The 25793-nt window shown below is 59.5% G+C and carries 25 protein-coding genes; 15 read left to right on the top strand and 10 right to left on the bottom strand.

The features are described from left to right. Nucleotides 1-18: 18 nt before the first annotated feature. The 4 genes from DIT72_RS05605 (at nucleotide 19) to DIT72_RS05590 (ending at nucleotide 2925) form a co-directional block, all read left to right on the top strand. A complete protein-coding gene (locus DIT72_RS05605) occupies nucleotides 19-666 on the top strand; it encodes a hypothetical protein (RefSeq protein WP_135954181.1) in 648 nt (215 codons plus the stop codon). A 71-nt stretch (nucleotides 667-737) separates the two neighbouring features. After that, nucleotides 738-1124, top strand: coding sequence for a DoxX family protein (locus DIT72_RS05600; RefSeq protein WP_135954180.1), 387 nt, complete (start codon nucleotides 738-740; stop codon nucleotides 1122-1124). 135 nt (nucleotides 1125-1259) lie between these two features. Further along, nucleotides 1260-1490, top strand: coding sequence for a DUF1653 domain-containing protein (locus DIT72_RS05595; RefSeq protein ID WP_135954179.1), 231 nt, complete (start codon nucleotides 1260-1262; stop codon nucleotides 1488-1490). Nucleotides 1491-1602: 112 nt separating this feature from the next. Then, entirely contained in the window at nucleotides 1603-2925 is a 1323-nt protein-coding gene (locus DIT72_RS05590) for a Na+/H+ antiporter family protein (RefSeq protein WP_135954178.1), read from the top strand. Nucleotides 2926-3272: 347 nt separating this feature from the next. On the opposite strand, the gene DIT72_RS05585 is transcribed toward DIT72_RS05590, so the two are convergent. Together DIT72_RS05585 and prlC are read right to left on the bottom strand one after the other, a co-directional pair. Beyond that, on the bottom strand, nucleotides 3273-3524 hold the full coding sequence (locus tag DIT72_RS05585; protein WP_135954177.1) for a YheV family putative zinc ribbon protein: 252 nt from the start codon (nucleotides 3522-3524) through the stop codon (nucleotides 3273-3275). 132 nt (nucleotides 3525-3656) lie between these two features. Beyond that, a complete protein-coding gene (gene prlC / locus DIT72_RS05580) occupies nucleotides 3657-5702 on the bottom strand; it encodes an oligopeptidase A (protein WP_135954176.1) in 2046 nt (681 codons plus the stop codon). A 204-nt stretch (nucleotides 5703-5906) separates the two neighbouring features. On the opposite strand from prlC, the gene DIT72_RS05575 reads away from it, so the two are divergent. The 5 genes from DIT72_RS05575 (at nucleotide 5907) to DIT72_RS05555 (ending at nucleotide 11072) form a co-directional block, all read left to right on the top strand. Beyond that, nucleotides 5907-6443, top strand: a complete 537-nt coding sequence (locus DIT72_RS05575; RefSeq protein WP_135954175.1) for a gamma carbonic anhydrase family protein — start codon at nucleotides 5907-5909, stop codon at nucleotides 6441-6443. Nucleotides 6444-6519: 76 nt separating this feature from the next. After that, nucleotides 6520-6777, top strand: a complete 258-nt coding sequence (locus DIT72_RS05570) for a hypothetical protein (RefSeq protein ID WP_135954174.1) — start codon at nucleotides 6520-6522, stop codon at nucleotides 6775-6777. Beyond that, nucleotides 6767-8971 (top strand): glucans biosynthesis glucosyltransferase MdoH, encoded by a 2205-nt coding sequence (gene mdoH, locus DIT72_RS05565; protein WP_135954173.1) that lies wholly within the window; start codon nucleotides 6767-6769, stop codon nucleotides 8969-8971. Before DIT72_RS05570 ends, mdoH begins: the two co-directional genes overlap by 11 nt. After that, entirely contained in the window at nucleotides 8877-10484 is a 1608-nt protein-coding gene (locus DIT72_RS05560) for an alkaline phosphatase family protein (protein WP_135954172.1), read from the top strand. Before mdoH ends, DIT72_RS05560 begins: the two co-directional genes overlap by 95 nt. A 132-nt stretch (nucleotides 10485-10616) precedes the next feature. Then, nucleotides 10617-11072 (top strand): Hsp20/alpha crystallin family protein, encoded by a 456-nt coding sequence (locus tag DIT72_RS05555; protein WP_135954171.1) that lies wholly within the window; start codon nucleotides 10617-10619, stop codon nucleotides 11070-11072. Nucleotides 11073-11103: 31 nt separating this feature from the next. On the opposite strand, the gene DIT72_RS05550 is transcribed toward DIT72_RS05555, so the two are convergent. The 8 genes from DIT72_RS05550 to DIT72_RS05515 all read right to left on the bottom strand — a co-directional run bounded on the left by DIT72_RS05550 (nucleotide 11104) and on the right by DIT72_RS05515 (nucleotide 17929). Beyond that, the gene (locus DIT72_RS05550) at nucleotides 11104-11421 is read right to left on the bottom strand and encodes a PA4642 family protein (RefSeq protein WP_135954170.1); all 318 of its coding nucleotides are present in this window, start codon (nucleotides 11419-11421) and stop codon (nucleotides 11104-11106) included. A gap of 124 nt (nucleotides 11422-11545) precedes the next feature. Next, nucleotides 11546-12379: a flagellar motor protein MotB gene (locus DIT72_RS05545; protein WP_211578552.1), complete on the bottom strand. Its 834-nt coding sequence runs from the start codon at nucleotides 12377-12379 to the stop codon at nucleotides 11546-11548. A 3-nt stretch (nucleotides 12380-12382) separates the two neighbouring features. Then, nucleotides 12383-13156, bottom strand: a complete 774-nt coding sequence (locus tag DIT72_RS05540) for a motility protein A (RefSeq protein WP_135954168.1) — start codon at nucleotides 13154-13156, stop codon at nucleotides 12383-12385. Nucleotides 13157-13241: 85 nt separating this feature from the next. Further along, nucleotides 13242-14069: a shikimate dehydrogenase gene (gene aroE, locus DIT72_RS05535; RefSeq protein WP_135954167.1), complete on the bottom strand. Its 828-nt coding sequence runs from the start codon at nucleotides 14067-14069 to the stop codon at nucleotides 13242-13244. Continuing rightward, nucleotides 14062-14988: an oxygen-dependent coproporphyrinogen oxidase gene (hemF, locus tag DIT72_RS05530; protein ID WP_135954166.1), complete on the bottom strand. Its 927-nt coding sequence runs from the start codon at nucleotides 14986-14988 to the stop codon at nucleotides 14062-14064. Before hemF ends, aroE begins: the two co-directional genes overlap by 8 nt. 8 nt (nucleotides 14989-14996) lie before the next feature. Beyond that, nucleotides 14997-15572: an L-threonylcarbamoyladenylate synthase gene (locus DIT72_RS05525; protein WP_135954165.1), complete on the bottom strand. Its 576-nt coding sequence runs from the start codon at nucleotides 15570-15572 to the stop codon at nucleotides 14997-14999. Nucleotides 15573-15598: 26 nt separating this feature from the next. Further along, entirely contained in the window at nucleotides 15599-16777 is a 1179-nt protein-coding gene (dprA, locus tag DIT72_RS05520; protein WP_169449982.1) for a DNA-processing protein DprA, read from the bottom strand. A 135-nt stretch (nucleotides 16778-16912) separates the two neighbouring features. Beyond that, entirely contained in the window at nucleotides 16913-17929 is a 1017-nt protein-coding gene (locus tag DIT72_RS05515; RefSeq protein ID WP_135954164.1) for a LysM peptidoglycan-binding domain-containing protein, read from the bottom strand. 372 nt (nucleotides 17930-18301) lie between these two features. Between DIT72_RS05515 and def the strand changes: the two genes are divergently transcribed. The 6 genes from def (at nucleotide 18302) to glyS (ending at nucleotide 25751) form a co-directional block, all read left to right on the top strand. After that, nucleotides 18302-18805 (top strand): peptide deformylase, encoded by a 504-nt coding sequence (gene def, locus DIT72_RS05510; RefSeq protein ID WP_135954163.1) that lies wholly within the window; start codon nucleotides 18302-18304, stop codon nucleotides 18803-18805. 78 nt (nucleotides 18806-18883) lie between these two features. Beyond that, nucleotides 18884-19819 carry a methionyl-tRNA formyltransferase gene (gene fmt, locus DIT72_RS05505; RefSeq protein WP_135954162.1) on the top strand — a complete coding sequence of 312 codons (936 nt, stop codon included), beginning with the start codon at nucleotides 18884-18886 and terminating at the stop codon, nucleotides 19817-19819. Continuing rightward, entirely contained in the window at nucleotides 19820-21121 is a 1302-nt protein-coding gene (gene rsmB, locus DIT72_RS05500; protein ID WP_135954161.1) for a 16S rRNA (cytosine(967)-C(5))-methyltransferase RsmB, read from the top strand. It abuts the gene before it with no gap. After that, nucleotides 21118-22521, top strand: a complete 1404-nt coding sequence (trkA, locus tag DIT72_RS05495) for a Trk system potassium transporter TrkA (protein WP_135954160.1) — start codon at nucleotides 21118-21120, stop codon at nucleotides 22519-22521. Before rsmB ends, trkA begins: the two co-directional genes overlap by 4 nt. 126 nt (nucleotides 22522-22647) lie before the next feature. After that, the gene (gene glyQ, locus DIT72_RS05490) at nucleotides 22648-23667 is read left to right on the top strand and encodes a glycine--tRNA ligase subunit alpha (protein ID WP_135954159.1); all 1020 of its coding nucleotides are present in this window, start codon (nucleotides 22648-22650) and stop codon (nucleotides 23665-23667) included. A 2-nt stretch (nucleotides 23668-23669) separates the two neighbouring features. Beyond that, complete coding sequence (glyS, locus tag DIT72_RS05485) at nucleotides 23670-25751, top strand: glycine--tRNA ligase subunit beta (protein ID WP_135954158.1); 2082 nt, start codon at nucleotides 23670-23672, stop codon at nucleotides 25749-25751. Nucleotides 25752-25793: the final 42 nt, after the last annotated feature.

Raw genomic sequence — 25793 nt, 5'->3', positions numbered from 1 at the left:
AGACCGGCATCTCCTGAAATGACTCCAAAGGTTGTTCTCGACATTATTGACCAGGCACGCAGGCAGGAAGCCCGCTCCGGCACCTTTCTCGAGCAGATGCGGGAGAGGGCGGCGTCATTGCCTGCCACAATCACGATCGAGGGCTATCAGCCTGCCACCTGCCTGTTTCAGTTTGCTGTCGAGTACATTGAAATGGCCCCGCGGCTGATCGAGTGTGTGGAAGCCTGCGCCAGGGAAGCCGGCAAGGCAGAGCTTTTTGCACCCTTCGTAAACGCCGCCATCGGCTATTTCACCCAGCCCTCCGTACTGCTGGTGCGTTACGATGGCCTTGACGGGCTGCTCATCCGCGCCTACCTCTGCCATCGTCTGATGGAGGAGATGTACGAAAACAATCGCTCAACCCGTGCCGGCGAACTGGTGGATGTAGAGGCAACCAGAGCCAACCTGCTTGCCCATCAACTGATCGGCGAACCCTTCGCCAATGAACTGGATCATTCAATCACGGTTACCGTCCTGCAGATTGCCGGTACGCCGGATTATTACGAACTGAATCTGGATCCATTCGTGGAGCAGACAAGGAACGCTGCATGGGACTGGATGAAACACTACTGGGAAAACCTGCTGGTCCGTAATCACATACGTCTCTCCCTGGGAACAGGCCTGTAACTTTGAGTCTGGCCGGAAACCGTTTAAGCTTGCGCGCTTATCCGTGATCCTTACCCAACGGGAGAAAGACGTTGCTGGAAAATGCAGACCTTGGAAAACTGATTGTTCGCCTCACTCTTGGTGGCCTGTTGCTGTTTCACGGTGTTGCCAAGCTTTTCCATGGCGTCGGCTTCATAGAAGGGGAACTGGCCAGCCACAATATACCGGCATTCTTCGCATGGGGTGTACTGATCGGCGAGTTACTGGCGCCGCTGATGGTCATCCTTGGCTACCAGACCCGCATTGGTGCATTGCTCATTGCCTTCAACATGCTGGTCGCTATAGCACTGGTGCACAGCCATGAGCTGATGGCTCTGGGAAACAATGGAGGCTGGGCACTGGAGTTGCAGGGTTTCTTCCTGTTTATCGCGGTTGCCGTGATATTTCTCGGGCCAGGTCGTTACAAGCTGAAGAACTGAGGCTGAAAAGCGGTAACCGTCAGGGTGCCGCTGTCCCGGAACCCGAAAACTAACTAGACTGACAAAGCCAGCAATCAATCGCTACAACGCCCCGCACAGACACGTGGTCATCGGCTATTTCTGGAGAAGCATACAATGCCCGACAAGAAACCGGAACTCCGTCCTGGCCGATACCGCCACTACAAGGGCATGGACTACGACGTCATCGGTGTGGCCCGGCACAGCGAAACCGAAGAGCAGATGGTGGTCTACCGCTGCCTCTACGGTGATTACAGCCTGTGGGTAAGACCACTGGCGATGTTCCGTGAAACCGTGGAAATGGCCGGCGAACAGGTTCCGCGTTTTGTCTACGTGGGCGACGAGTAACGGCAATCCCGGCTTTGACTGCAGCATCCATTTCCGGCACATTAGCGCGCTTTCCTGAACGGCCCCCTGCTGCAGGGCGCTAAAAGCCATTTCTGATGTCCCGGAGTCTGCCATGAATGCCGTTGTTGCTGCGGTAGCGATCATGCTCGTCCTGAGTTTATGCCGCATCCATGTTGTTGTTGCCCTTATCATCGGCGCCGTCGCCGGCGGCCTGATCAGCGGCCTGTCACTGGACGCTACCATTGCCGCGTTTAACGAAGGCCTCGGAGGTGGCGCCACCGTCGCCCTGGCCTACGCCACCCTCGGCGCATTCGCTGTCGCCATCGGCAAATCCGGCCTCGCCCACGCCCTGGCGGATAAAGCGCTGGCCCTGGTGGGTCGGCAGGATGACGGCAAGGCCGCAGGCGGTATCCGTTTGCTGATCATCGGCCTGCTGCTGGCGATCGCCATGTCGTCCCAGAACATCCTGCCAATCCACATCGCCTTCATCCCGCTGGTGGTGCCGCCACTGCTGTACGTCATGGCCAGACTGAACATGGACCGCCGCCTGGTCGCCTGTGTACTGACCTTCGGCCTGATTACCCCGTACATGTTCCTGCCCGTGGGATTTGGCGGCATCTACCTTAATGAAATCCTGCTGGCAAACGTGGATGAGAACGGCATCGATGCCACCGGCCTCAACGTCATGTCTGCCATGGCCCTGCCGGCCCTGGGCATGCTCTGTGGCCTGCTGGTGGCGGTGTTCTTCAGCTATCGCGGCGACCGGCACTACAACCTGGACGCTATCGCCCGTACCGAACGGGTGGATGTGAAATATAACCGCGGCACACTGCTGATGGCTCTGGTGGCCATTGTGGCGGCCTTCGTGGTGCAGCTGTGGCTGGGTTCGATGATTCTCGGTGCACTGGCGGGCTTTGTCCTGTTCAACCTGTCCGGCGTAGTGAAATGGAAAGAGGCCGATGACCTGTTCACCGAAGGCATGAAAATGCTGGCGATGATCGGCTTCATCATCATCGCCGCTTCCGGTTTTGCCGAAGTGATGCGTGAAACCGGCGAGATCGCCACCCTGGTGCAGGGTTCGGTTGCCACCATCGGCGACAACAAGGCGCTGGCGGCATTGCTGATGCTGGTGGTGGGCCTGCTGATCACCATGGGTATCGGCTCGTCGTTTTCCACCATCCCCATCATTGCAGCCCTGTACGTACCCCTGGCCCTGGAGCTGGGATTCAGTCCCCTGGCGATCGTGGCCCTGGTAGGCACCGCCGGCGCCCTGGGCGATGCCGGTTCCCCGGCTTCCGATTCAACCCTCGGCCCAACTGCCGGCCTCAACGTCGACGGCCAGCACAACCACATCTGGGACACGGTGGTGCCGACGTTCCTGCACTACAACCTGCCGTTGCTGGGCTTTGGCTGGGTGGCGGCTATGGTTCTTTGAGGCTCGGAGTTGCCTGCTGTTCATAGCCTGCGTGGATTGGGGGCTGCGAGGGGGCAGGGGGAGTTTTTGCTCTTGAAATGGAACTCGCTGCGCTCAGACACCCATTTCTGGCGAGTAAAAATCCCCCTGCCCCCTCACGAACTAACTCCAAAGATAGCGCCAGGGACACATTATTTGATTGTTCCTTACCGCGATATCCCTGTGGTTTAAACCGGAGGGTGTTGGGGTGCTTTCTGCCGGGAAAAAGGTGTCTGAGCGCAAGCGAGTTCTTTTTCCCAGAAGAAAGCACCACGACGCCCTCCAGGCCCCCCAACCAGCAGGCTACAAAAAGAGGGCAATCTCCAGAGTCAGTCGTCCCCGGAAGAAAAGAACACCACCTGCTTGACGGTGTGGTCGTCCTCGTTGCTGCGCTTGTTGACGCGGGTTTGCAGTTCCGGGTTGGCCGGAGCTGGCGGCGTGTCGGACACCGCGTCGGTGAAACCGCAGGCCACGCATTCGCGGACCTGGTCATCGTCGTCGGTGGTGAACATCATGATTTTGTCCATCTCCGCACAGCGGGGGCAGACAGCGCCGGCGATGAAGCGTTTTGGGGTAGGCATGGGTTACTCCGCCTGTAGGACTTTGATTGTCGGATTACGGCTTCGCCTGATCCGACCTACCGTGAACTCGAGCCTTTCGTAGGTCGGATTAGGCCACAGGCCGTAATCCGACAAACCCGGTTTCCATTCAACTCACGCAGCCTCATCCGTAATGCCGTTCTGCTTCAACAATGCATCCACTGCCGGCTCGCGCCCGCGGAATGCCTTGAACAACTCCATGGGCTCTTGCGAGCCGCCTTTTTCCAAGATGTTCTGCAAAAACGCCTTGCCGGTTTCCGGGTCGAAGATGCCGCGCTCTTCGAACAGAGAGAAGGCATCCGCCGCCAGTACTTCGGCCCACTTGTAGCTGTAATAGCCTGCGGCGTAGCCGCCGGAGAAAATGTGGGAGAAGCTGTTGGGGAAGCGGTTGAACGTCGGTGCTTCCACTACTGCTATCTCGCTACGCACCTTGCGATGCATCTCCAGCGGGTTGGTGGGTGCTTCGTCGGTAAATTCCGCGTGCAGGCGGAAGTCGAACAGCGAGAACTCCAGTTGCCGCACCATGGCCATGCCGGACTGGAAGTTCCTGGCCGCCAGCATCTTTTGCAGCAGATCCTCCGGCAACGGCTCGCCGGTTTCGTAATGGGAAGCGATCAGGGCCAGGGAATCCGGGTTCCAGCACCAGTTTTCCAGGAACTGGGACGGCAGTTCCACCGCGTCCCAGGCCACGCCGTTGATACCGGACACGTCCAGCACATCCACCTGGGTCAGCATGTGATGCAGGCCATGGCCGAATTCGTGGAACAGGGTGGTCACCTCGTCGTGGGTCAGCAACGACGGTTTGCCGTTCACCGGCGGTGTGAAGTTACAGGTCAGGAAGGCCACCGGTAACTGGAGCTGGCCGCGCAGGTTGCGCCAACGTACCCGGCAGTCCGCCATCCAGGCGCCACCACGCTTGCCCTGGCGGGCGAACAGGTCAAGATAGAACCAGGCCAGAGGCTCGCCGTTACGGCTGATGCAGTACGCCGTGGCGTCCGGATGCCAGGTTTCCACCTCGGGTTTCGCTTCAATCTGAACGTCGAACAGTTTCTCGGCAACGGCAAACAGTCCGGGCACCACTTTGTCGACGGGGAACCAGGGGCGCAGGGTTTCCGGGGAAATGTCGTAGCGGTCGTGTCGCAGCTTCTCGCCGTAGTAGCCAATGTCCCAGGCTTGCAGGTCTTCGATATCGTGGGTGTCTTTGGCAAACGCCTTCAGTTCGGCAAATTCCCGCTCGGCCATGGGCCTGGACTTGGCCGCCAGCTGGTTCAGGAAGTCCAGCACCTCGTCGACGCTGCGCGCCATTTTGGCAGCCAGGGAGCGCTCGGCGTAGTTGTTGAAGCCAAGCAGTTTTGCCATGGCGTGACGGCGCTTGAGAATCTCTGCCATCACTGGTGTGTTATCCCAGGTACCGGCATCGGGCCCCATGTCGGAGGCCCGGGTAGCGAATGCCTCATAGACTTCACGACGCAGCTCGCGATTGTCGCAATAGGTCAGTACCGGATAGAAGCTGGGGAAGTCCAGAGTAATAACATAGCCGTCAAGATCCTTCTGTTGCGCTGCCTGTTTTGCACCCTCAAGCGCAGACTCGGGAACGCCCGCCAGGTCTTCCACGTCGGTGATGTGCTTGAACCAGTGCTGGGTGGCATCCAGTACGTTGTCACTGAAGCGGTTGGACAGTTCCGACAGCTCCATGGAAAGATCCGCGTACTGCTTTTTCTTCTCCGCCGGCAGATCGACACCACCGAGATGGAAATCCCGTAGCGTATTTTCCACCGACTTGCGCTGGGCTTCGTTCAGTTCGCCAAACTCGTCACTGGCCGCCAGCTTCTTGTAGGCCTCGCAGAGTTCTGCGTTCTGGCTCAGCTCGGTGCTGTATTCGGTGAGCTTTTCCAGGCAGTTCTTGTACACCTTGCGCAGATCATCATTGTTCATCACCCCGTTCAGATGAGAAATCACCGACCAAGCACGCTCGAGGCGGTCCTCGGTGGCCTGCATCGGTTGCGCCAGGGTTGCCCACGTGGGATCGTCCTGCTGCGCTATTTGCGAGATCTTCATGCGATTTTCGCTGAGAATCTGGTCGATTGCCGGTTCCATGTGTTCGGTGCGAACATGGTCAAACCTTGGCAACAGGTCGTCGGTCAGTAACGGGTTGTTCATAAGTCCCCTTCTCAGCTATTAATTTGTCAGGTAGCTTAACATTTGGGCATCGGAGTCAGGCACCTGTGGGGAGACCTTTCCAAAACACGCTCAAGCACATCCATGTGGCGCTTGAGCTCCGCCATCCATGGCTCCGCACAGTTTTGGAAAGGTCTCCCCACAGGTGCCCCGAGCTTTCGGGTAAACGCTATATGGGTATATGTAATGTCGAATGTACGAACACACAAGGGTAACACGCCACAATTCGGACAACGCGCCTGGATTGATCCCAGTGCGGTGGTGATTGGAGATGTCGTCACCGGTGACGATGTTTCAATCTGGCCAATGACGGTGGTGCGGGGTGATATGCACAAAATCCGCATCGGTGACCGCTGCAGCATCCAGGATGGGTCGGTGCTGCACATCACCCACGCCAGCGACTTCAACCCCGGCGGCTGCCCGCTGACCATTGGTGACGACGTTACCATCGGCCACAAGGCACTGTTGCACGGCTGTACCGTTGGCAGCCGGGTACTGGTGGGCATGGGTTGCATCATCATGGATGGCGCCGTGGTGGAAGACGAGGTGATTGTCGCTGCCGGATGCCTGGTGCCGCCGGGAAAAACCCTGGAATCCGGTCATCTGTACGTGGGTTCGCCCTGCCGTCAGGCGCGGGCGCTTACAGATAATGAGAAAAGCTTTTTCCGCTACACTGCCAGTAATTACGTGAAGCTCAAGGACGAATACCTGAGCGGGATTTAATCCGGCGGTCTGATCTGAAACCGCCGGTGCCAGCGTATCTGCCTTTGATGTTCACCTTTTGACCAGGGGCACTGTCATGAAAGCACCACTGCATCAACCATTGTTTGAACGGGTTCTTGCGTATCTGTCAGCCTGCGGCATCGAACCGTCTGCGGACCTTCAGCGGCAGGCAAGGGCGCTGGTATCCGCAGTCGCGTCAGAAGGCAGGGGGAATGACGTTGGTCGTGCCCTGGAACTGGCGCCGGCCTATGTCGATATTCCTGCCTCTGATACGCCGCGCTCCGCACCCCGGATGCAGCGGCAAAGTATGGGCTACTGGCCCAATGCCCGCTAGCCAGCCTCACCAAGACGAGGCCGCGGACGCCGGGCGGGATCGGCCAGCCGTACGCTGGCGTCCGGCGGCCTGCTTCCGGCGTTCGCTACTGGCGGCTCTGGTGATCGGCCAGACTGCTGTCGCCACTGTTGCGCTGGCCTCGATAATGCCGCTCGAAAGCGGGTACCTGCCCAACCTTCTGCTGATCGGCCTGTTTACCCTGCTCCACGGCTGGATCGCCGTGGGTTGCTGGACGGCTGTTTTTGGCTTTGTGATCCGGCGACTGGGCGGAGACAGATACAGCCTGGCCAGACGTCACACTGAGGAATCGCTCTGCAAAACTGCTCTTGCACCTACCGCTATCGTCGTTCCCATCTGCAACGAGCCGGTGGAGCGGACCCTGTCGGGACTACGGGAAGTCTATCGGGAACTGCAGCGCCAGGGGCGCTTAAAACACTTTGATTTCTATATCCTGTCCGATACCCGCGACCCCGAAGTCTGGCTGGCAGAGCAGGCGGCATGGCAGGCGTTATGCCGGGAACTGAAAGCGGAGGGCCGGCTGTTCTATCGCCGGCGCACCGTCAGTCTGAACTACAAAAGCGGTAATATTGCAGATTTCCTGCGTCGCTGGGGCCGTCGTTATCGTTACATGATTGTGCTGGATGCCGACAGCCTGGCGGGCGGAGAAACCCTGGTCCGGCTGGTGCGGCTCATGGAGCGGGAGCCCGCAGTGGGCATTGTCCAGACCAGCCCCATCATTGTTGGCGCTGAAACCCTGTTTGCCCGCCTGCAACAGTTTGCCAGTCGCGTCTATTCCCCCCTGTTTGCTTCCGGCCTCGCTGCCATCCAGATGGGAGATGCCGTCTACTGGGGCCACAATGCCATCATCCGCGTCGATGCGTTCATGAAACACTGCGGCCTGCGCAAGCTGACCGGGCCGGGTCTTTTCGGGGGGCCGGTCATCAGCCACGATTTCGTAGAGGCTGCCTATATGGGAAGGGCCGGTTATGAAGTATGGCTGGAACCGTCACTGGCACAAAGCTACGAGGAGTCTCCTCCAACCCTGGAGGACGAGCTGATCCGTGATCACCGCTGGACGCGGGGCAATCTCCAGCACCTATGGTTACTGATGACCACACCCGCGCTTCGTTTTACCCATCGCATGGCCCTGGTGAACGGCATCATGTCCTATCTGGCATCCCCGCTATGGCTGCTGTTCGTAATATTGACCATGATCACTGCCGGTCATGCGCCACAACCGGAAACCACGGCACCGCTGCCATTTGCTGGTGGCGCAGCTCTGGCTGTCGGGCTTGGCCTGAGCACTCTGGGCCTGCTGTTTCTGCCGCGACTTCTCGCGATCGGCGATATTCTGGTGACCGGGCAATCCGCACTGTTTGGCGGCAGGCTCCGGCTGATAGCCAGCACACTGCTGGAAACTGTCGTTTCCCTGCTGCTTGCCCCGATAAAAATGCTGGCCCACAGCCGTTCGGTCGTCTGTGCGCTGACCAATGTTCCTGTGCATTGGGCAGGGCAGAACCGCCAGGAGGAAACCGGGTGGGGCCGGGCTCTCGATGAACATCGGACCGGAATCGTACTGGCACTGGGCTGGTGCGGCGTCGCCGGCTGGATCGGCTCGCCACTGCTGGCGCTGTGGTCACTTCCCGTTATCCTGCCCCTGCTGGTGGCTGCGCAGACGTCAGTGGTACTGGGGACAAAGTCCTCAGGATCTGCTGTTGATAACGCCGGTTTACTGGCAACACCGGAGAGCCGCGAGCCGCTGCAGATGATTCAGGAGGCAGGCGCCGGCATGCCGCTTCTACCGGGAGGTATTGGCCTGTCGAACGTGCAACAGGCCATACTGTTGCCCACCATGAATGCAGTGCACAGACAGCTGGCCAGAGTCCGGCCCGAAAAACAGACGACGGCAGCGCTTATCCGGCATTGTCTCGAACATGGCCCCGACCAACTGGAGCATCGGCAACTCAACCTGCTATGCCGGGACCGTCAGGCACTCGCGAGTCTTCATACCGCTGCCTGGCAAGCTGACAGGGACAGCTATTGGGGGAGCAGGATTGCGTCACTGATCGATTACACCCGGTTGTCCCTCGGAGAACGACTTGAAACGACTGATCGCCACCACGCTCCTGCTCAACGCCCTGTTCGTGGCGCTGCTGCTTCCACGCTATCCCTGGATACCGTGGATTGCGGCTGATGCGCTGCTACTGGCCGGCCTTTTTGCGCTTTGGCCACGGGGGCGGGGCAAACGCTTGCTTGCCGGGGCCATTGGCGCCCTGTACGCGGTTCTGGCCTTCTTTGCCCTGAGCGATGTGCTGGTCCGCCAGAGCATCGGGCGGCCATTCAATCTCTACCTGGAACTGGGCACTGCAGGCTCGGTATTTGACCTGATGAAGAGCAATCTGGGCCTCGGCCTGGCACTGCTGATCATCCTCGCGCTGGCCATCGTCTTTGCCGTCCTTGGCGGCTATGTTGCCAGGCTGTTGTCACAGCTTGGCGGCGGAACTCCGGCCAGAGCAGGCCAGCTGGTGACAGTGGCAGGCATAATCGCGGTCGCCGTATCATGGCTACCCCAGTCCACTGTCGGACTGAGTGCCGCCCGTCTGACAGCAGCGCAGATTCAGCTGGCGGCAGATACCCACCAGTCAACGCAGGCTTTCCGGCAGCACCTTGAAGACAATCCCGGTGCCGGTCAGATCTCACCCCTGACAGGGCTGGCGAATACCGACGTCATCCTGGGCTTTATCGAATCCTACGGGATTTCAGCAGTCACCGATGCCCGTTACCGGCCAGTGATTGGCGCCCGCCTGGATCAGATGGGGCAGGCGTTGGCGGATGCAGGCCTGCACATTGTAACCGGGCGTCTCCGCTCACCGGTTCAGGGTGGCCAGTCCTGGCTGGCGCACACCACCCTGCTCAGTGGGCAATGGATCAAAACCCAGCTGGACTACGAGATCTTCCTGGCGAGCGACTTCCCCACACTGATTGATGACATGGACACAACCGGCCATCACACGGTGGCCGTGATGCCTGCGATCACCCGCGCCTGGCCCGAAGGTAGGGCGTTTGGCTATAACCGGATCTACGACTCCTCCACCATGGACTACCGGGGCCCCGCGCTTAACTGGGTCACCATGCCGGACCAGTACACCTGGTCCTGGTTCCAGCGCCGGATCCGGGATCAGGCCAGCACACCGCTGTTTGCCGAACTCGCACTGATAAGCAGTCATGCTCCATGGGTACCGGTGCTGCCGGTTCTGAATGACTGGGACGCCATCGGCGACGGCGAAATATTCAATCAATGGAAAGACAGCGGCGAAGCCCCGGCCAGCCTGTGGCGGGATACGGAGCGAGTGAGAGAACACTACACCCGTGCGCTGGATTACGCCCTCAACGTGGCTACCGGATACGCGACCCGTCATGTCGACAACCGGACTCTGCTGGTGCTGCTTGGTGACCACCAGGCAGCGCCACTGATCACCGGCGGGAATGCCAGCCGGGATGTCATCGTGCACATCATCAGTGCCGATCCGGAGCTGCTCGCACCGTTCATCGACAACATCACATTGCCCGGCTTCGGTTGGGGCGTGCAACCCGGACAAGACCGGGAAGGCCCGACCATGGCCCGCTTCCGGCCCTTCCTCCAGCAACAGTTTGGTGCACCGCTTGATGTTGCGGAAATTTCCGTCACCGGGACCATTGAAAACTGAACAGGTGATCCCACAGTCAGAGAGAGCGGATGTCCACCAAAAACCCATCCGGGTGGCGCCACCGGCATGGAGCTGTTCCGCGATTGAAGTTGACACAAACCTGTTAATTCAGTTCTCCAGGAGGAGTCTCGTATGGCTAACATAACCCGCTGGAATCCGGTCAATGAACTTGATGACCTGATGAATCGTTATAACCGGCTGTTCGGCCTGGCACGCGGCAACAGTGAACGGGAAGGTAAAGACCTGTTCAGCAGCAGTGACTGGACGCCGGCAGTGGATATCAAGGAAACCCCGGAGGCCTTCAACATCGAAGCCGAACTTCCGGGCATGTCAAAGGACGATGTGAAAGTCACTGTGCAGGACGGCGTTCTGAGCATTCAGGGTGAACGCAAGCACGAGGAAGAAACCGACGACAAAAAGCACCATCGCGTTGAGCGTTTTTATGGCAGCTTCCTGCGTCGGTTTACCCTGCCGGAAAACGTGGACGAAGACAGCATTCGGGCCAATTTCAAGGATGGTGTCCTGTCCCTGACACTGACCAAAGTCGAACCGGCTGAACCCAAAGCCATTGAGGTAGACGTGCAGTGAACCGGCGAAACCGGTAACGGCAGAGCCGGGCTCAGTTCCCGGCCTCTGCCGTCGTTTTTGCTCCGGCCTTTTTGAGTATTTCCGCATAGGCGGTGCTGCGACGATGCCGGGAAATCAGATCGAGTATGGTCTCACCGTTTTCGTCCACTGCATTGATATCCCGCCCCGCTTCGACAAAGAAACCGACAAAACGCTCGAAATCCTCGGCAATCATGGCCTGGTAGGCCTTGATCAGGGCATTGAAGTCGGCATTGATGCGGCTGTCGTAGGGAGTAATCGCCAGAAAACCCTTTACCCGCTCATCACTCCACTCCTCACCTATGACTTTCGGCTTGTCTGGTCCGCTCATAATGTCTATGGCCCTGTTGTTTTCGGCAAATGAATTCGCTTAGGACCGCACAGTATAAAGATCCTGACGCGGGGAAGTTAGTTGAATTGACTATGAGAAGCTGCCCCGCAAGCATAAGGCACCGTTACGGGACAATTTCCACAGGCAGTTCACCGGTAGCCAGACTGTCAGCACACTGCGGGTCGCGGATAGCGATCTCCACTCGCCGGTTTTTTGCACGGTTCTCCTCACTGTCGTTAGGCGCCAGCGGATTGGTTTCGGCCCTTCCCGCCGCCACAACCCGTTCCGCCGGCACCTGACGGTTCAACACCAGTTCGTGAACCACGGAAACCGCGCGGGCGGCGGACAGGTCCCAGTTGGAGCGGTAGCGGCCACTGGATATGGGGCGGTCGTCCGTGTAACCGGCCACCAGCACATCACCGGTACAGCCAGACAGCACCTCCACAACCCTGTCGATGATGGGAAGCATCTCCGGCTTGATGGACGCTTCGCCGGAACGGAAGGTGGCTTCCTCGGAAAAGCGGATGACCACCTGATTCTCATCGTAATTGACATTCAGTGCATCCGAGGCGACTTCCGCCTCCAGCTCCCGGATCATGCGGCTGGTCAGCTCGATCACGCCGGCGGGAATTCGGGTGGGCGCACCGGATTCCGCACGCTCGTCAATAAACACGGGTTCATCGGTATCCGTATCCAGAGGCTCCGGCAGCGACACCGTATCCGACTCGATCAGTGTCAGGGGTGAGCCGCCGATATCATCGCCAAGTACCTGGTTGCTGCCAAAGGCAACCGCCATGGAATTGGCCATGGCGCGGTATTTTTCAATATCCATTTCCGCGAAGGACAGCAACAGGATAAAGAACGTCAGCAACAGCGTGGCCAGGTCGGCAAAAGTGACAATCCAGGCCGGGGAGCCCCGGGCCTGTTTTTTCTTTCTGGCCGGCTGGCGCACGATCAAAATCTACGCCTCCCGCTCCGGCGCAAGGTTGGTGCGCTGGTCAGGGGTCACAAAGGAAGACAGCAACTCGGTCATTACCCGGGGATTTTCGCCGCGCATGATGTTGCGTATGGACGTGGTAATCAGCAACTGGTTACGCGCCTCGTCCTCCGCCTTGAGCTGGAGCTTGTCTGCCAGGGGCAGGGCAATCAGCTGGGCAATAAAGGCACCGTAAAGCGTGGTCAGCAGGGCAATGGCCATGGCGGGGCCGATAGAGGAGGGGTCATCAAGGGTATTGAGCATCTGTACCAGCCCCACCAGCGTACCCAGCATGCCGATGGCCGGAGCGGATTCACCGATACCACGAAACACCCTTTCCGAGACCTCGTAGCGCTCGGCTGTCTGCTGGGTTTCCTGGGACAGCGCTTCCTCAACCAGCTCCGGCGGATGCCCGTCTACACACAGGTTAATAGCCTTACGCAGGAATTCGTTATCCGTGGCGTGGTTTTCCAGGCCCAGAATGCCTTCTTTGCGCACCACCAGGGCCAGAGTGCCTACTTCCCGGATGAGCTCTGCTGGCCGCTCCACCCGCTCGGTAAAAGCCGCTGCAAACGCCAGCCGGAACGCGCTCATCACGGACGGCAGACGAAACTTGATCAGGGTAACGGCAAAGGTGCCACCCAGCACGATCGCCAGCCCGGGCAGGTTGAAAAAGGTGAGTATCGAGGCATTGGCCAGCATGGCGAGCAGAACAATCAGTACGCCTGCCACCAGCCCGACAAGGGTGAGAATATCCATCAGCGACCTTTAATCCGGAACCTTTAGAGAGAGCCTGGGAGCCCGTATGCACCTGCTGAGCATAGCCCACACACCCGCATCGGGCTCAGTCGTTTCGCAATTCGTCGATCACCGGCCGGGTTTCGGGACGGATACCGCGCCATAACCGGAACGACTCCGCCGCCTGCTCGACCAGCATGCCCAGGCCGTCAAATACCCTTGTGGCCCCCTGATCCAGTGCCCACTGATTGAACGTCGTGGTCTGCAGAGAATACATCATGTCGTAGATAACCGTGTCGGCACCGATCACATTTGCGGACACCGGTGGCAGGTCGTGCTGCAGGCTGGCACTGGTGCCGTTGATAATAAGGTCGAAGGGCTCCGTGGGCTGCTCGAATCCGCACGCCTCCAGTCGGGTTTGCCCCGCAACCGGTTCAAACAGTGTCACCAGCGCTTCAGCCTTCGCCACTGTACGATTGGCTATGACAATGGCCGCCGGCTTTTCCGCCAGTACCGGCCCCAGCACGCCGCGTACGGCTCCGCCGGCACCGAGCACAAGGATTCGCCTGCCCGTCAGGCCAATGCCGTGGTTCGCCGTCAGGTCTGTCACCAGACCCTTGCCATCCGTGTTATCCGCGATCAGCAGGCCTTCACTATCCTGATACAGGGTATTGGCAGCACCGGCCAGTTGCGCCCGTTCGGTGCGCCGGTCCGCCAGCTTCCAGGCCTGCTCCTTGAAGGGTACGGTTACGTTCAGTCCCTTGCCGCCACGCTGGAAGAAGCCGGTGACGGTGCCGGCAAAATCATTCTCCGGGGCCTGAATGGCGGTGTATTCAAGCTGTTCACCAGTCTGGCTGGCAAACAGGCTGTGGATACGGGGGGATTTGCTATGGCTGATGGGGTTGCCCACCACCGCGTACAGATCATTATTCATTGGCAGTCTCCAGCCAGTCACGTCCGGTGAGAAAATGCTCCGTCAGGCGCGCCTCTTCCGAGCCCGGCTCCGGCACATAGCTGTATTCCCAGCGTACCAGTGGGGGTAACGACATCAGGATGGATTCGGTACGGCCGCCGGACTGCAGGCCAAACAGCGTGCCGCGGTCGTAGACCAGATTGAATTCCACGTAACGGCCCCGCCGATAGAGCTGGAAATGGCGCTCACGGTCGCCCCAGTCAAGAGACTTGCGGCGCTGCACAATCGGTTCGTAGGCCTCGATAAAACTGTCGCCCACAGACTGCATCAGTGCGAAATCGCGGCCAAAATCCCCGCTATTGTGGTCATCGAAAAACAGCCCGCCCACGCCCCGGGGCTCATCCCGGTGCCTGAGGTAGAAGTAATCGTCGCACCAGTGCTTGTAATCACGATACATCTGCTTTCCGAACGGATCGCAGGCCGCCTTTGCAACCCGATGCCAGTGCACGCAATCCTCATCAAAGCCGTAATAGGGTGTGAGGTCATATCCGCCGCCAAACCAGTACACCGGCTCGGCATTTTCCGGTGTCGCCACGAAAAACCGTACATTGGCATGGGACGTGGGCACGTAGGGATTGAAGGGATGCAGCACCAGGGACACACCCATGGCCTGCCAGGGCGCACCCGCCAGATGGGGCCGGTGCGCGGTGGCCGAGGCCGGCATGGTGTCACCCATGACGTGGGAGAAATTGACACCCCCTTTCTCGAAAACGTCGCCGTCGGTGATAACCCGGCTGACACCACCGCCACCCTCGGGCCGGTCCCAGGTATCGGTTGCAAAACCGCCCCTGCCATCAACCGCCGCCAGCCGCTGGCAGATATGCTCCTGCAGTCCAAGCAGGTACTGTTTGACGGCATTGCTGTCGGGTTGCTGTGGCATGGGCTCTCCTAACGAAGTTGTTTTCCGCTTACGATATCAATGATACGGCTGGGCTGGCGATTACCGCCCAACTTTCCCGGCACCAGCCAGTCCAGTTGCCCCTCGAAGTACCGACGCACCTGCCAAGAAGTTCGTGCCGGCTGACGGCCGGCGGGGTTGCAGGAGGTAGACACCAACGGAAAGCCCGCAGTTTCGCATAAAGCACGCACCACCGGGTGATCACTGACGCGCACCGCGATGGAACTGTGCTGTCCTCTTACCTGATCCGGGATCTGCTTCAGCACATCCGGTAACAGGCAGGTCACCGGGCCGGGCCAGTAGGATATGGCTTTGTCCTGTAACTCCTGAGGCAACGGGTCCAGCAGGAAACGTACCTGATCGACAGAGGCAGCCACAAGAATCACGCCTTTTTCGACCGGGCGCTGTTTGAGTTCAAGAATCCGCTCAACGGCTTCCGGGTTCCAGGGGTCGCAGCCCAGGCCCCAGACCGCTTCGGTCGGGTAAGCAATAACGCCACCACCAAGAAGGGTGCGGCGGGCACAATGAAGGTGCCAGTCAGTCAGGGGTTGCTGTGGTTTTTTCATGGGATCGTCAGGTCACTGAATACAGGTCAGGCAATCCGCTGAAACCCTCCGGGGGCAGCATCCACCAGCCCCTGGAGCTCCAGAAGCAGCAGCGACTGCATCAGCTGGTCGGCGGGGAGGCCTGTCACTGAACATAAGTCATCGGTTGATTGCGGATCATACCCTAAAGCCTCCAGCACCGCGATTTCCCGGGCGTCCAATCCTGTCATTATCGCGTTTTCCGGTTGCTTCTCCGTAGCCATGTCGGGCCCTTCCCCTGGGCCCTGCGCACTCCACCAGGTGCCCAGCTCGTCACAGATGTCATCCACCGTTTCCACCAGCTTTGCGCCCTGCCGGATCAGCTCATGGCATCCCCGCGCCAGGGGATTGTGTACCGAGCCGGGAATGGCAAAGACCTCCCGGCCCTGTTCCAGCGCAAGACGGGCGGTAATCAGCGAGCCACTTTTCAGGCCTGCCTCCACTACCAGGATGCCCCGACTGAGGCCGCTGATAATCCGGTTTCGGCGGGGAAAATGACCGGCTTTGGCAGAGGTGCCTGGCGGGTACTCAGAGACAATGACACCTTCCGCAGCGATGCGTGCGCTGAGCGTGCGATGGCGATAGGGGTAGGGTCGGTCAACGCCATTGCCGATGACGGCCACGGTCGCAAAGCCGGCATCCAGTGCGCCGGAGTGGGCGGCACCATCGACACCCAGAGCCAGCCCGCTGGTCACCAGCAGCCCTTTCCTGCCCAGCGCTGCAGCGAAGGAGCGGGCATGTTCCAGCCCGGCCCTGGTCGCATTGCGGCTGCCGACGATACCGATCTGTTCCCGCCCCAGAAGCGTCCGGTCACCACGCAGGTAAAGCACCAGTGGTGGATCCTGGATATGCCTCAAAGGATCAGGGTAATCCGCATCCGCCATGGTCAGGATAACCGTTCCGGTCCTGAGGCAATCCCTGTAGATGGCGACAGCAGCGGCAACCACCGGATGGTGGCGATCCTGGCGACGCCAGGCTTCCAGGGCCTCGATGGTTTCTGCTGCCAGACCGATCGCTTTCAGGGTGGCGGCATTACGGGTCAGTAACCCGTGGAAATCCCCAAAATGCTCAGTTATCGCCTGCTGGCGGCGGACACCGAATTTCGGCAGACAGGACAGCAGTAACCAGAAGCCGGTTTCCGACCGGAACAGGCCCGGATTTGACTGGGCGGGAATCGTTGCGGGCATGGCACATCCTTCCATGGATCAGATACTGGTGACGGAGCCCGCCTTCCTGGCGGGACCGGCCCGGATTATGCCACAAAAAAGGAGCCGGCGAGGCGGCTCCTTTTCAACATCGTCCTGACATCAATGGTCAACTCGTCAGGGGTTGGTCACCCTGTCCCCCACCGACAACGGGCGCGTAGCCTGCAGAACCAGACCATAGCTCATTTTCTCGTAAGTCTGGAAGATCATCAGCAGACCGGCACGCTCGGAGGGCAGCTCGATGGTCTCGTTGGTCACCGGATCGCGCACCAGGTTACCGTTCTTGAGAACCGCCATGACATTACCCTGTTCCAGGCCTTCACGTTCCCCGCGGTTAATGGCAACCACATCGTACTGGCCGATCTGGTTGACACCACCCTCGACGGAGATCATCCGGCCCTCAATATCATCATCCGGCGGGCTGGGTACAAAACTTGTGGTGATACGACGGTCTTCGCTGACCAGCAGGCGGTCGCCGATTCGCACCTCCTCGCTGGACTTCCTGAGACTGAGAGTCAGCACGTCGCTGTTTTCTGCAATAATCTCGCCACTGGCGATGCTGCGGGCCTCAAGACCAAGGAATTCCCCGGTTTCCGGATCCCGGAACTCCTTGCTGCGGCGGAAAATACCCACGTTATTCGCAGGTTTTTCGCCACGGGCATAGACACGATCACCAGCTCCGGTAATGATGCGTCCATCCTCGCCTTCAAGCACGTAGGGCGCGCCGTTGAGCTTGTCCGCATCAACAATTCGGGTGTCTGACAGGAAACTGCTGATTGCATCCAGGGGTATGGCGGGAATCGGTGTATCGATGGGCTCGGACCTTACCTTGGGCGACAGCTTGACCACACGGTCACTGGACACCTTGGTGACGCGCGGCTGGCCGTCGATATAGACCAGCGCCAACTCGTCACCAGGATAGATGAGGTGAGGATTCTCTACCTGAGGATTCACATGCCAGATTTCAGGCCAGTACCAGGGATTGTTCAGAAAACGTGCCGAAATATCCCACAGGGTGTCACCCTTCACGACAGTGTAACGCTCGGGATGATCGGACCTCAGATCCGGGGCGGCATGGGCCCAGGAAGTTAGCAGCAACATGCTTGCTGCCAGAGCGTACAGCAGTTTCCTCATTGTTTAAGTCCTTGATCGCGTGCCTTGAATCGTTGGATTCTGTTCTTGGTATGAGCCGGTATGGGCCTTTTATACCACTACTATAGAAGATGTCTCGTAAATTGTGATGTTATCTTTTGTTCTTCCAGTAAATTCTACGTCACTGTCAAAAGCTTTTAGCTATCAACTGATCAGTTTGTACTCAATGAGCGAATTGAGGGATAATACTTTTGTGAAAGACGATAAACTGTTGAAATCGGCTCTTTCATCCCGATCATAATAGTCACGGGATCGGAAAATGCGCAGTACGCTGTCGCATTTCGGACACAGTTTTCACACCGTTACAAAAGATAACGGTGGAAATCAGATACAGACACCAAAAGTACGAGCGCCATGATACTAGATATTCTCGAATACCCTGATCCCCGCTTACGCACCATTGCCAGGCCGGTGGATGAGGTGACCGACGAGACCCGCAAGCTGATCGACGACATGTTCGAGACCATGTACGATGCGCCCGGCATTGGCCTTGCAGCCAGCCAGGTCAACGTGCACAGGCAGATCATTGTGATGGACCTGTCCGATGACAGGAGCGAGCCGCGGGTATTCATCAACCCGGAGGTGGAAGTCCTCGATGGCGAGCCTGAAGAGATGCAGGAAGGCTGCCTCTCCGTGCCGGGCTTCTATGAAGAAGTCGCGCGGATTGAACACTGCCGGATCAGGGCCATCGATCGCGACGGCAAACCGTTTGAACTGGAAGCCCGCGGCCTGCTGGCAGTCTGTATCCAGCATGAAATGGACCACCTCAACGGCAAGCTGTTTGTGGACTACCTGAGCTCACTGAAGCGCACCCGGATTCGCAAGAAACTGGAAAAGCTCCACAAGAAAAGTGCCTGAGACCGCCAGGACAGAGTAAATGGGGACCGGGTGCATACCCGGTCTTTTCGTATTCGACAGACCATGGAACGATAGCCCTTGCGACTTGTTTTTGCCGGCACTCCCGATTTTGCAGCCACTGCACTCAAGGCATTGCTTGCAACCCGCCACCAGGTGGTTGGTGTCTACTCCCAGCCCGACCGGCCCGCCGGCCGTGGCCGCAAGCTGACAGCCGGCCCGGTCAAACAGGTGGCCCTGGACGCCGGTATTCCGGTATTCCAGCCCCGGTCCCTGAAAAACGCCGAAGCCCGGGAAGAACTGCAGGCACTGGAGGCAGACGTCATGATCGTGGCGGCCTACGGGCTGATCCTGCCCCAGGCGGTTCTGGATATCCCGCGCCATGGCTGCCTGAACATCCACGCTTCGCTGTTACCCCGCTGGCGCGGCGCCGCTCCGATCCAGCGCGCGATCGCCGCCGGTGATCGCGAGACCGGCATCACCATCATGCAGATGGATGCCGGCCTGGACACCGGTGAGATGTTACTGAAGGCCATTACCCCGATTGAGGAAGACGACACCGGTGGCAGCCTCCATGACCGCCTGGCGGAGTTGGGTGGTGAGGCCATTGTAAAGGCGCTGGAGCACCTGGAAAAAGGCGAACTGCGGGGCGAAGTCCAGGACGAAGCGCAGGCCTGTTACGCCAGCAAGCTCAGTAAGGAAGAAGGCCATATCGACTGGACCCTGGACGCACCCACGATTGGCAGGCTGATACGTGCCTTCAATCCCTGGCCGGGCACCTACACCGATCTCGACGACCTGCGCATCCGCATTCACCAGGCCGGGGTTCTGGAAGACACCAGTGACAGACACCCTGGCACCGTTATCCGCCGCAGCCGCAAAGGCATCGACATTGCCTGTGGTCTGGAGTCCCTGAGAATTACCCGGTTGCAACTGCCCGGCTCGCGCCCGCAATCGGCCAACGACCTGATCAACGGCGGCAGGGAAATACTGATGCCCGGCCAGGAGCTGCACTGAATGAACGACCGGGGCCAGCCGATGCGCGCCGTGGCCGCCCGGGTTCTGCAATCCGTGGAAAATGGCCAGTCACTGACCCAGTGCCTGCCCCTGGCCCTTGATGACGTCGCCGACAACGAACGCCCGCAACTCCAGGCCCTGTGTTACGGCACCTGCCGCTGGTTTCACCGGCTCGATGCCGAACTCCAGGCGCGCCTGAACAAGCCACTGCGTAAACCGGACCGGATTGTGCACCATCTGATGCTGGTGGCCCTGTTCCAGCTTCGCTTCAGCCAACAGGCCACCTACGCGGTGCTTAATGAAACCGTGGAAGCCTGCCGCGCCCTCGACAAACCCCATCTGACGGGCCTGGTTAACGGTGTGTTAAGAGCAGCGGAACGGGAAGGGGAGCCGGACTGGCCCGACGACAGTGCCCGCTTCAGCCATCCCCGCTGGATGCTGGAAAAATTGCGCCACAACTGGCCCGGTGACTGGCGGGCCATTCTTGAGGCCAACAACGCCCAGGCGCCCATGACCCTGCGGGTCAATGCCCGCCGTTTTATCCGTGATGACTATCTTCAGCTTCTCGCCGACGCCGGTATCGACGCTGCCGCCACCCTGTTCGCACCCTATGGCATTCAGCTTGCCTCACCTGTGCCGGTGGACCACCTGCCCTGGTTCGCCGATGGCGCGGTCAGCGTCCAGGACGAAGCCGCCCAGCTCTGTACCGCCCTGATGGATCTGGCCCCCGGCCAACGGGTGCTGGATGCCTGTGCCGCGCCCGGTGGCAAAACCTGCGCTATCCTTGAAAGCTGCGCGGAACTGGCGGAAGTGGTGGCTATCGATGAGTCCGCTGATCGGCTGCCCCGGGTGCAGGAAAACCTGGACCGGCTGGACCTGACAGCCACACTCGAACAGGCAGATGCAGCAGATATCGACCGGTGGTGGGACCGGCGGCCGTTTGACCGCATCCTGCTGGATGTTCCCTGCAGCGCCACCGGTGTGATCCGCCGGCATCCGGATATCAAGCTGTTGCGGCGGGAATCCGATATTGTGCCATTGGCCGATATCCAGCTGGGCCTGCTGGAGGCCATGTGGCAGGTGCTTGCCCCGGGCGGGCGTCTGGTCTATGCCACCTGTTCCGTGTTCCCGCAGGAAAACCACCGTATAATCCGTCGATTCCTGAAGCAGCAGAACGACGCAGCTCTGGTCAAACCGGATGTACCCTGGGGCCGTGACATGGATACCGGCCGCCAGCTGCTACCTGCTGCTGAAAGCCACGATGGATTCTTTTACGCCGTGCTGGAGAAACCTGAACCATGAAAATCCTGATTCTCGGCGCCGGCCAGGTGGGCGGTACACTCGCAGAAAACCTCGCCAACGAAGCCAATGACATTACCGTGATCGACAGCGACAGTGCCCGCCTGCGGGAGCTTCAGGATCGTCTCGACATTCGCACGGTCCAGGGCAAGGCGTCCTTTCCCACCGTGTTGAGACAGGCGGGCGCGGAAGATGCGGATATGCTCATCGCCGTCACCAACAGCGATGAGGTCAACATGGTGGCCTGCCAGGTATCCAAGCTGCTGTATAAAACACCCACCACCATCTGCCGGGTCAGGGCCAATGCCTACCTGGCAAAGCCGGAACTGTTCTACCAGCGCGACCAGAAAAAGGACCTGGACAGCCTGCGGGGCTTCCCCCTCGACGTTCTGATCAGCCCGGAACACCTGGTCACCAAACACATTACCCGGTTGATCGAATATCCCGGCGCTCTGCAGATGCTGGAATTCTCGAAGGGGCTGACCCAGCTGGTTGCCATCCGCGCCACAGAAGGCGGACCACTGGTGGGACACGAGCTGTCCTACCTGCGGACTCACATGCCGAAAATCGAGACCCGGGTTGCTGCCATTTTCAGAAAAGGGCGGGCCATCATGCCCCGCGGCGACACGGTCATCGAGGACGGCGACGAGGTGTTCTTTATTGCCGCTTCGGACCATATCCGTTCGGTGATGAGTGAGCTGCAGCCACTGGAGAAGCCTTACAAGCGCATTTTCATCTGCGGTGGCGGCAACATCGGCCAACGCCTTGCCCACACCCTGGAATCCCGCTTCCAGGTGAAATTGCTGGAACGCGACCACGAACGTTGCGTGATGCTGTCCGAAAACCTTCGCAAGACGGTGGTACTTGAAGGCAACGCTGCCAACAAGGACATCCTGCTGGAAGAAAACATCGAGAATACCGATGTGTTCTGTGCCGTCACCAACGATGATGAAGCCAACATCATGGCCTCGCTCCTGGCAAAGCGCCTGGGTGCCCGCAAGGTACTGACCCTGATCAACAACCCGGATTACGTCGACCTGATCCAGGGTGGCGATATTGATGTGGCAATCTCGCCCCAGCAAACCACCATCGGCAGCCTGCTCACACACGTGCGCCGTGGTGACGTAGTAAACGTTCACTCACTGCGCAGGGGTGCGGCCGAGGCAATCGAAGCCATTGCCCACGGCGACCACCGGTCCTCCAAGGTGGTGGGGAAACGCCTCGACGAGATCAATCTTCCGGAAGGCACTACGATCGGCGCCATCGTCCGCCACAACGAAGTGCTTATTGCCCATGATCACCTGCGGATCCAGCCCGATGACCATGTAATCCTGTTCCTGGTGGACAAAACCCGGATACGGGATGTGGAAAAACTTTTCCAGGTGGGGCTGACCTTCTTCTAGTGCAAAAGCAGACCTTTGAACCGAACTTAGAAATACGCGATTCGCAGGCGTATAATCCCTTTTTTTTCAGAGTGCTCCGGCCAGATGCCCGGGCGCCACACACAGACTGACCAGCAGGCAAACGTCGTGACAGACAAGGCAACTTCCGAAAACACCCCGGATATCAAAACTTTCCAGGGCCTGATTCTGGCCCTGCAGAATTTCTGGGCGCAGCACGGCTGCGTGGTACTCCAGCCACTGGATATGGAAGTGGGGGCCGGCACCTTCCACCCCGCCACCTTCCTGCGCTCCATCGGCCCGGAAACCTGGAACGCCGCCTATGTTCAGCCCAGCCGCCGCCCCACCGACGGCCGCTACGGCGAAAACCCCAACCGTCTGCAGCATTACTACCAGTTCCAGGTAGTGCTCAAGCCGTCCCCGGACAACATCCAGGAGCTGTACCTGGATTCCCTGAAGGCCTTGGGGCTCGACCCGCTGGTGCACGACATCCGCTTTGTCGAAGACAACTGGGAATCACCCACGCTCGGCGCCTGGGGCCTGGGCTGGGAAATCTGGCTCAACGGCATGGAAGTCACCCAGTTTACCTACTTCCAGCAGGTCGGTGGCCTGGAATGCTTCCCGGTAACCGGCGAACTCACCTACGGGCTTGAACGCATCGCCATGTATCTTCAGGGCGTCGACAGTGTCTACGACCTGGTATGGACCGAAGGCCCGGATGGGGTGGTTACCTACGGTGACGTGTTCCACCAGCAGGAAGTGGAGATGTCCACTTACAACTTCGAGCACGCCGATACCGACTTTCTGTTTTACAGCTTCGATGTTCATGAGCGTGAAAGCGCCCGCCTGATCGAAGCGGGCCTGGCATTGCCTGCCTACGAGCAGGTACTCAAGGCCTCCCACACTTTCAACCTGCTGGATGCCCGGCACGCCATCTCCGTGACCGAGCGCCAGCGTTTTATCCTGCGGGTTCGCACCCTGGCCCGTTCTGTTGCCCAGGCTTACTTCGACAGCCGCCGCAAGCTTCGCTTCCCGCTGGCGCCTGAGGCTCTGCGCAAGGAAGCACTGGCAGCGGCCGAGGCCGCCGAAGAAAAAACCAGGAAGGGCAGGAAAGCGAAAAAATCTCAGCAGGAACAGGGGAACGCATAATCATGGCAACACAGGATTTTCTGGTCGAACTGGGCACCGAAGAACTGCCCCCCAAGGCCCTCAAGCCGCTGTCTGACGCTTTTAGCCATGGCATTGCCAGGGGCCTGGAAGAGGCCGGTATCCGCTTTGGCAAGGTGGAAGCCTTTGCCGCACCACGCCGGCTCGCCGTGCGGGTACGGGACCTGGAAGACGCACAACCCGACAAACCGGTGGAAAAACGCGGCCCGGCCGTAAAGGCCGCCTTCGACGACTCCGGCAACCCCACCCGGGCGCTCACAGGTTTCGCCACCTCCCTGGGAATAACACCTGACCAGCTCGACACCCTGGAAACCGACAAGGGCGCCTGGGTGGTCTATCGCACCATCGAAAAAGGCCGCCCCACCGTCGATCTGATGCCGGAACTGGTAGACCAGTCCCTCGCCGCCCTGCCCATTCCCAAACGCATGCGCTGGGGAGCCCACCGCACCGAATTCGTGCGGCCGGTCCACTGGGCCATCATGCTGTTCGGCAATAAGGTGATTGAAACCCCGATCATGGGGCTGACGCCGGGCAACAAGACCCATGGCCACCGTTTCCATTGCCCCCGGTCGCTGATTGTTCCCACCCCCGGTGACTACGAAGTGGTACTGCGCCAGGAAGGCTACGTCATTGCCGATTTTGCCGAACGCCGCGAACAGATTCGCGACGGCGTAATGGCAATAGCCAGACACGAAGCCGGTGGCCAGGCGGTCATCGATGAAGATCTGCTGGACGAAGTCACCGCACTGAACGAATGGCCGGTACCGCTGATGGGCCGCTTCGAGGAACGCTTCCTGGAAGTACCCGCCGAGGCATTGATCTCCTCCATGAAGGAACACCAGAAGTATTTCCACGTGATCTCTACCGACGGCAGGATGCTGCCGCTGTTCATCACCGTCGCCAACCTGGAAAGCAAGGACCCGGGCCAGGTGATCTCCGGCAACGAAAAGGTCATCCGCCCGCGCCTGTCCGATGCTGCCTTCTTCTACGACACCGACCGCAGGATCAGGCTGGAAGACCGCATCGAGCAGCTCAAGCCGATCGTATTCCAGGACAGGCTGGGCAGCCTCTATGACAAGTCTGTACGGGTTGCCGCGCTGGCGAGGAAAATCGCCGATGCCATCGGCAGCGATCCGGTGCTGGCCGAGCGCGCTGCCATGCTGGCCAAAACCGACCTGGTCACCGAAATGGTGCTGGAGTTCACCGATCTTCAGGGCATCATGGGCCATTACTACGCCGCCAACGACGGTGAAAACGAAGACGTGGCCAGCGCCCTGAACGAACAGTACATGCCCCGTTTTGCCGGTGATGACCTGCCCGCCAGCCTGACCGGCTGCGCCGTGGCGATTGCCGATCGCATTGATTCCCTGGTGGGCCTGTTCGGCATCAACCAGCCACCGTCGGGCACCCGCGACCCCTTCGGCCTGCGCCGCGCCTCCCTCGGCGTGCTGCGCATCATCATTGAGCGGGAACTGCCGCTGGACCTGCAGACGCTATGCCAATGGGCAGAAGCAGAACACAGTACTATCACCGAAACCGGCGTGGCCGATACGGTGGTGGACTACATGCTGGAGCGCTTCCGCGCCCACTATGAAGAGCAGGGCATCAGTGCCGAGGTCTACCTGGCCGTGCATGCCCGCCGTCCCACGCGCCCGCTGGACTTTGACCGCCGCGTGAAAGCCGTGGAAGCCTTCCGTCAGCTGCCGGAAGCCCTGGCCCTGGCCGGCGCCAACAAGCGGGTGTCCAACATTCTCACCAAGCAGGGTGGCGACAGCATTGGTGAAACCATCGATACCGACCTGTTGCAGGAGAAAGCGGAAATAGCCCTGGCAGAGCATATCCGCCAGCAGGCAGAGAAGGTTCTGCCCCTGTTCGGGAAGGGCGACTACGCCACCGCTCTGAGTTCCCTGGCCAGCCTGCGGGAACCGGTGGATAACTTCTTCGACGAAGTCATGGTGATGGCCGACGACGAGGCCGTGCGCAACAACCGCCTGGCCATGCTCAACCTGCTGCGGAACCTGTTCCTGCGGGTGGCGGATATCTCGGTACTGCCGACCGCCGGTTAAGGGAAATCCGGGAGGGGCTGGTAAATCACCACTTAATCCGTA

This window comes from Marinobacter orientalis (genome assembly GCF_004792665.1).
GTDB lineage: Bacteria > Pseudomonadota > Gammaproteobacteria > Pseudomonadales > Oleiphilaceae > Marinobacter > Marinobacter orientalis.
The sequence above is the reverse complement of the archived record's forward strand: the minus strand, read 5'-3'. Positions and strand labels throughout refer to the sequence as shown.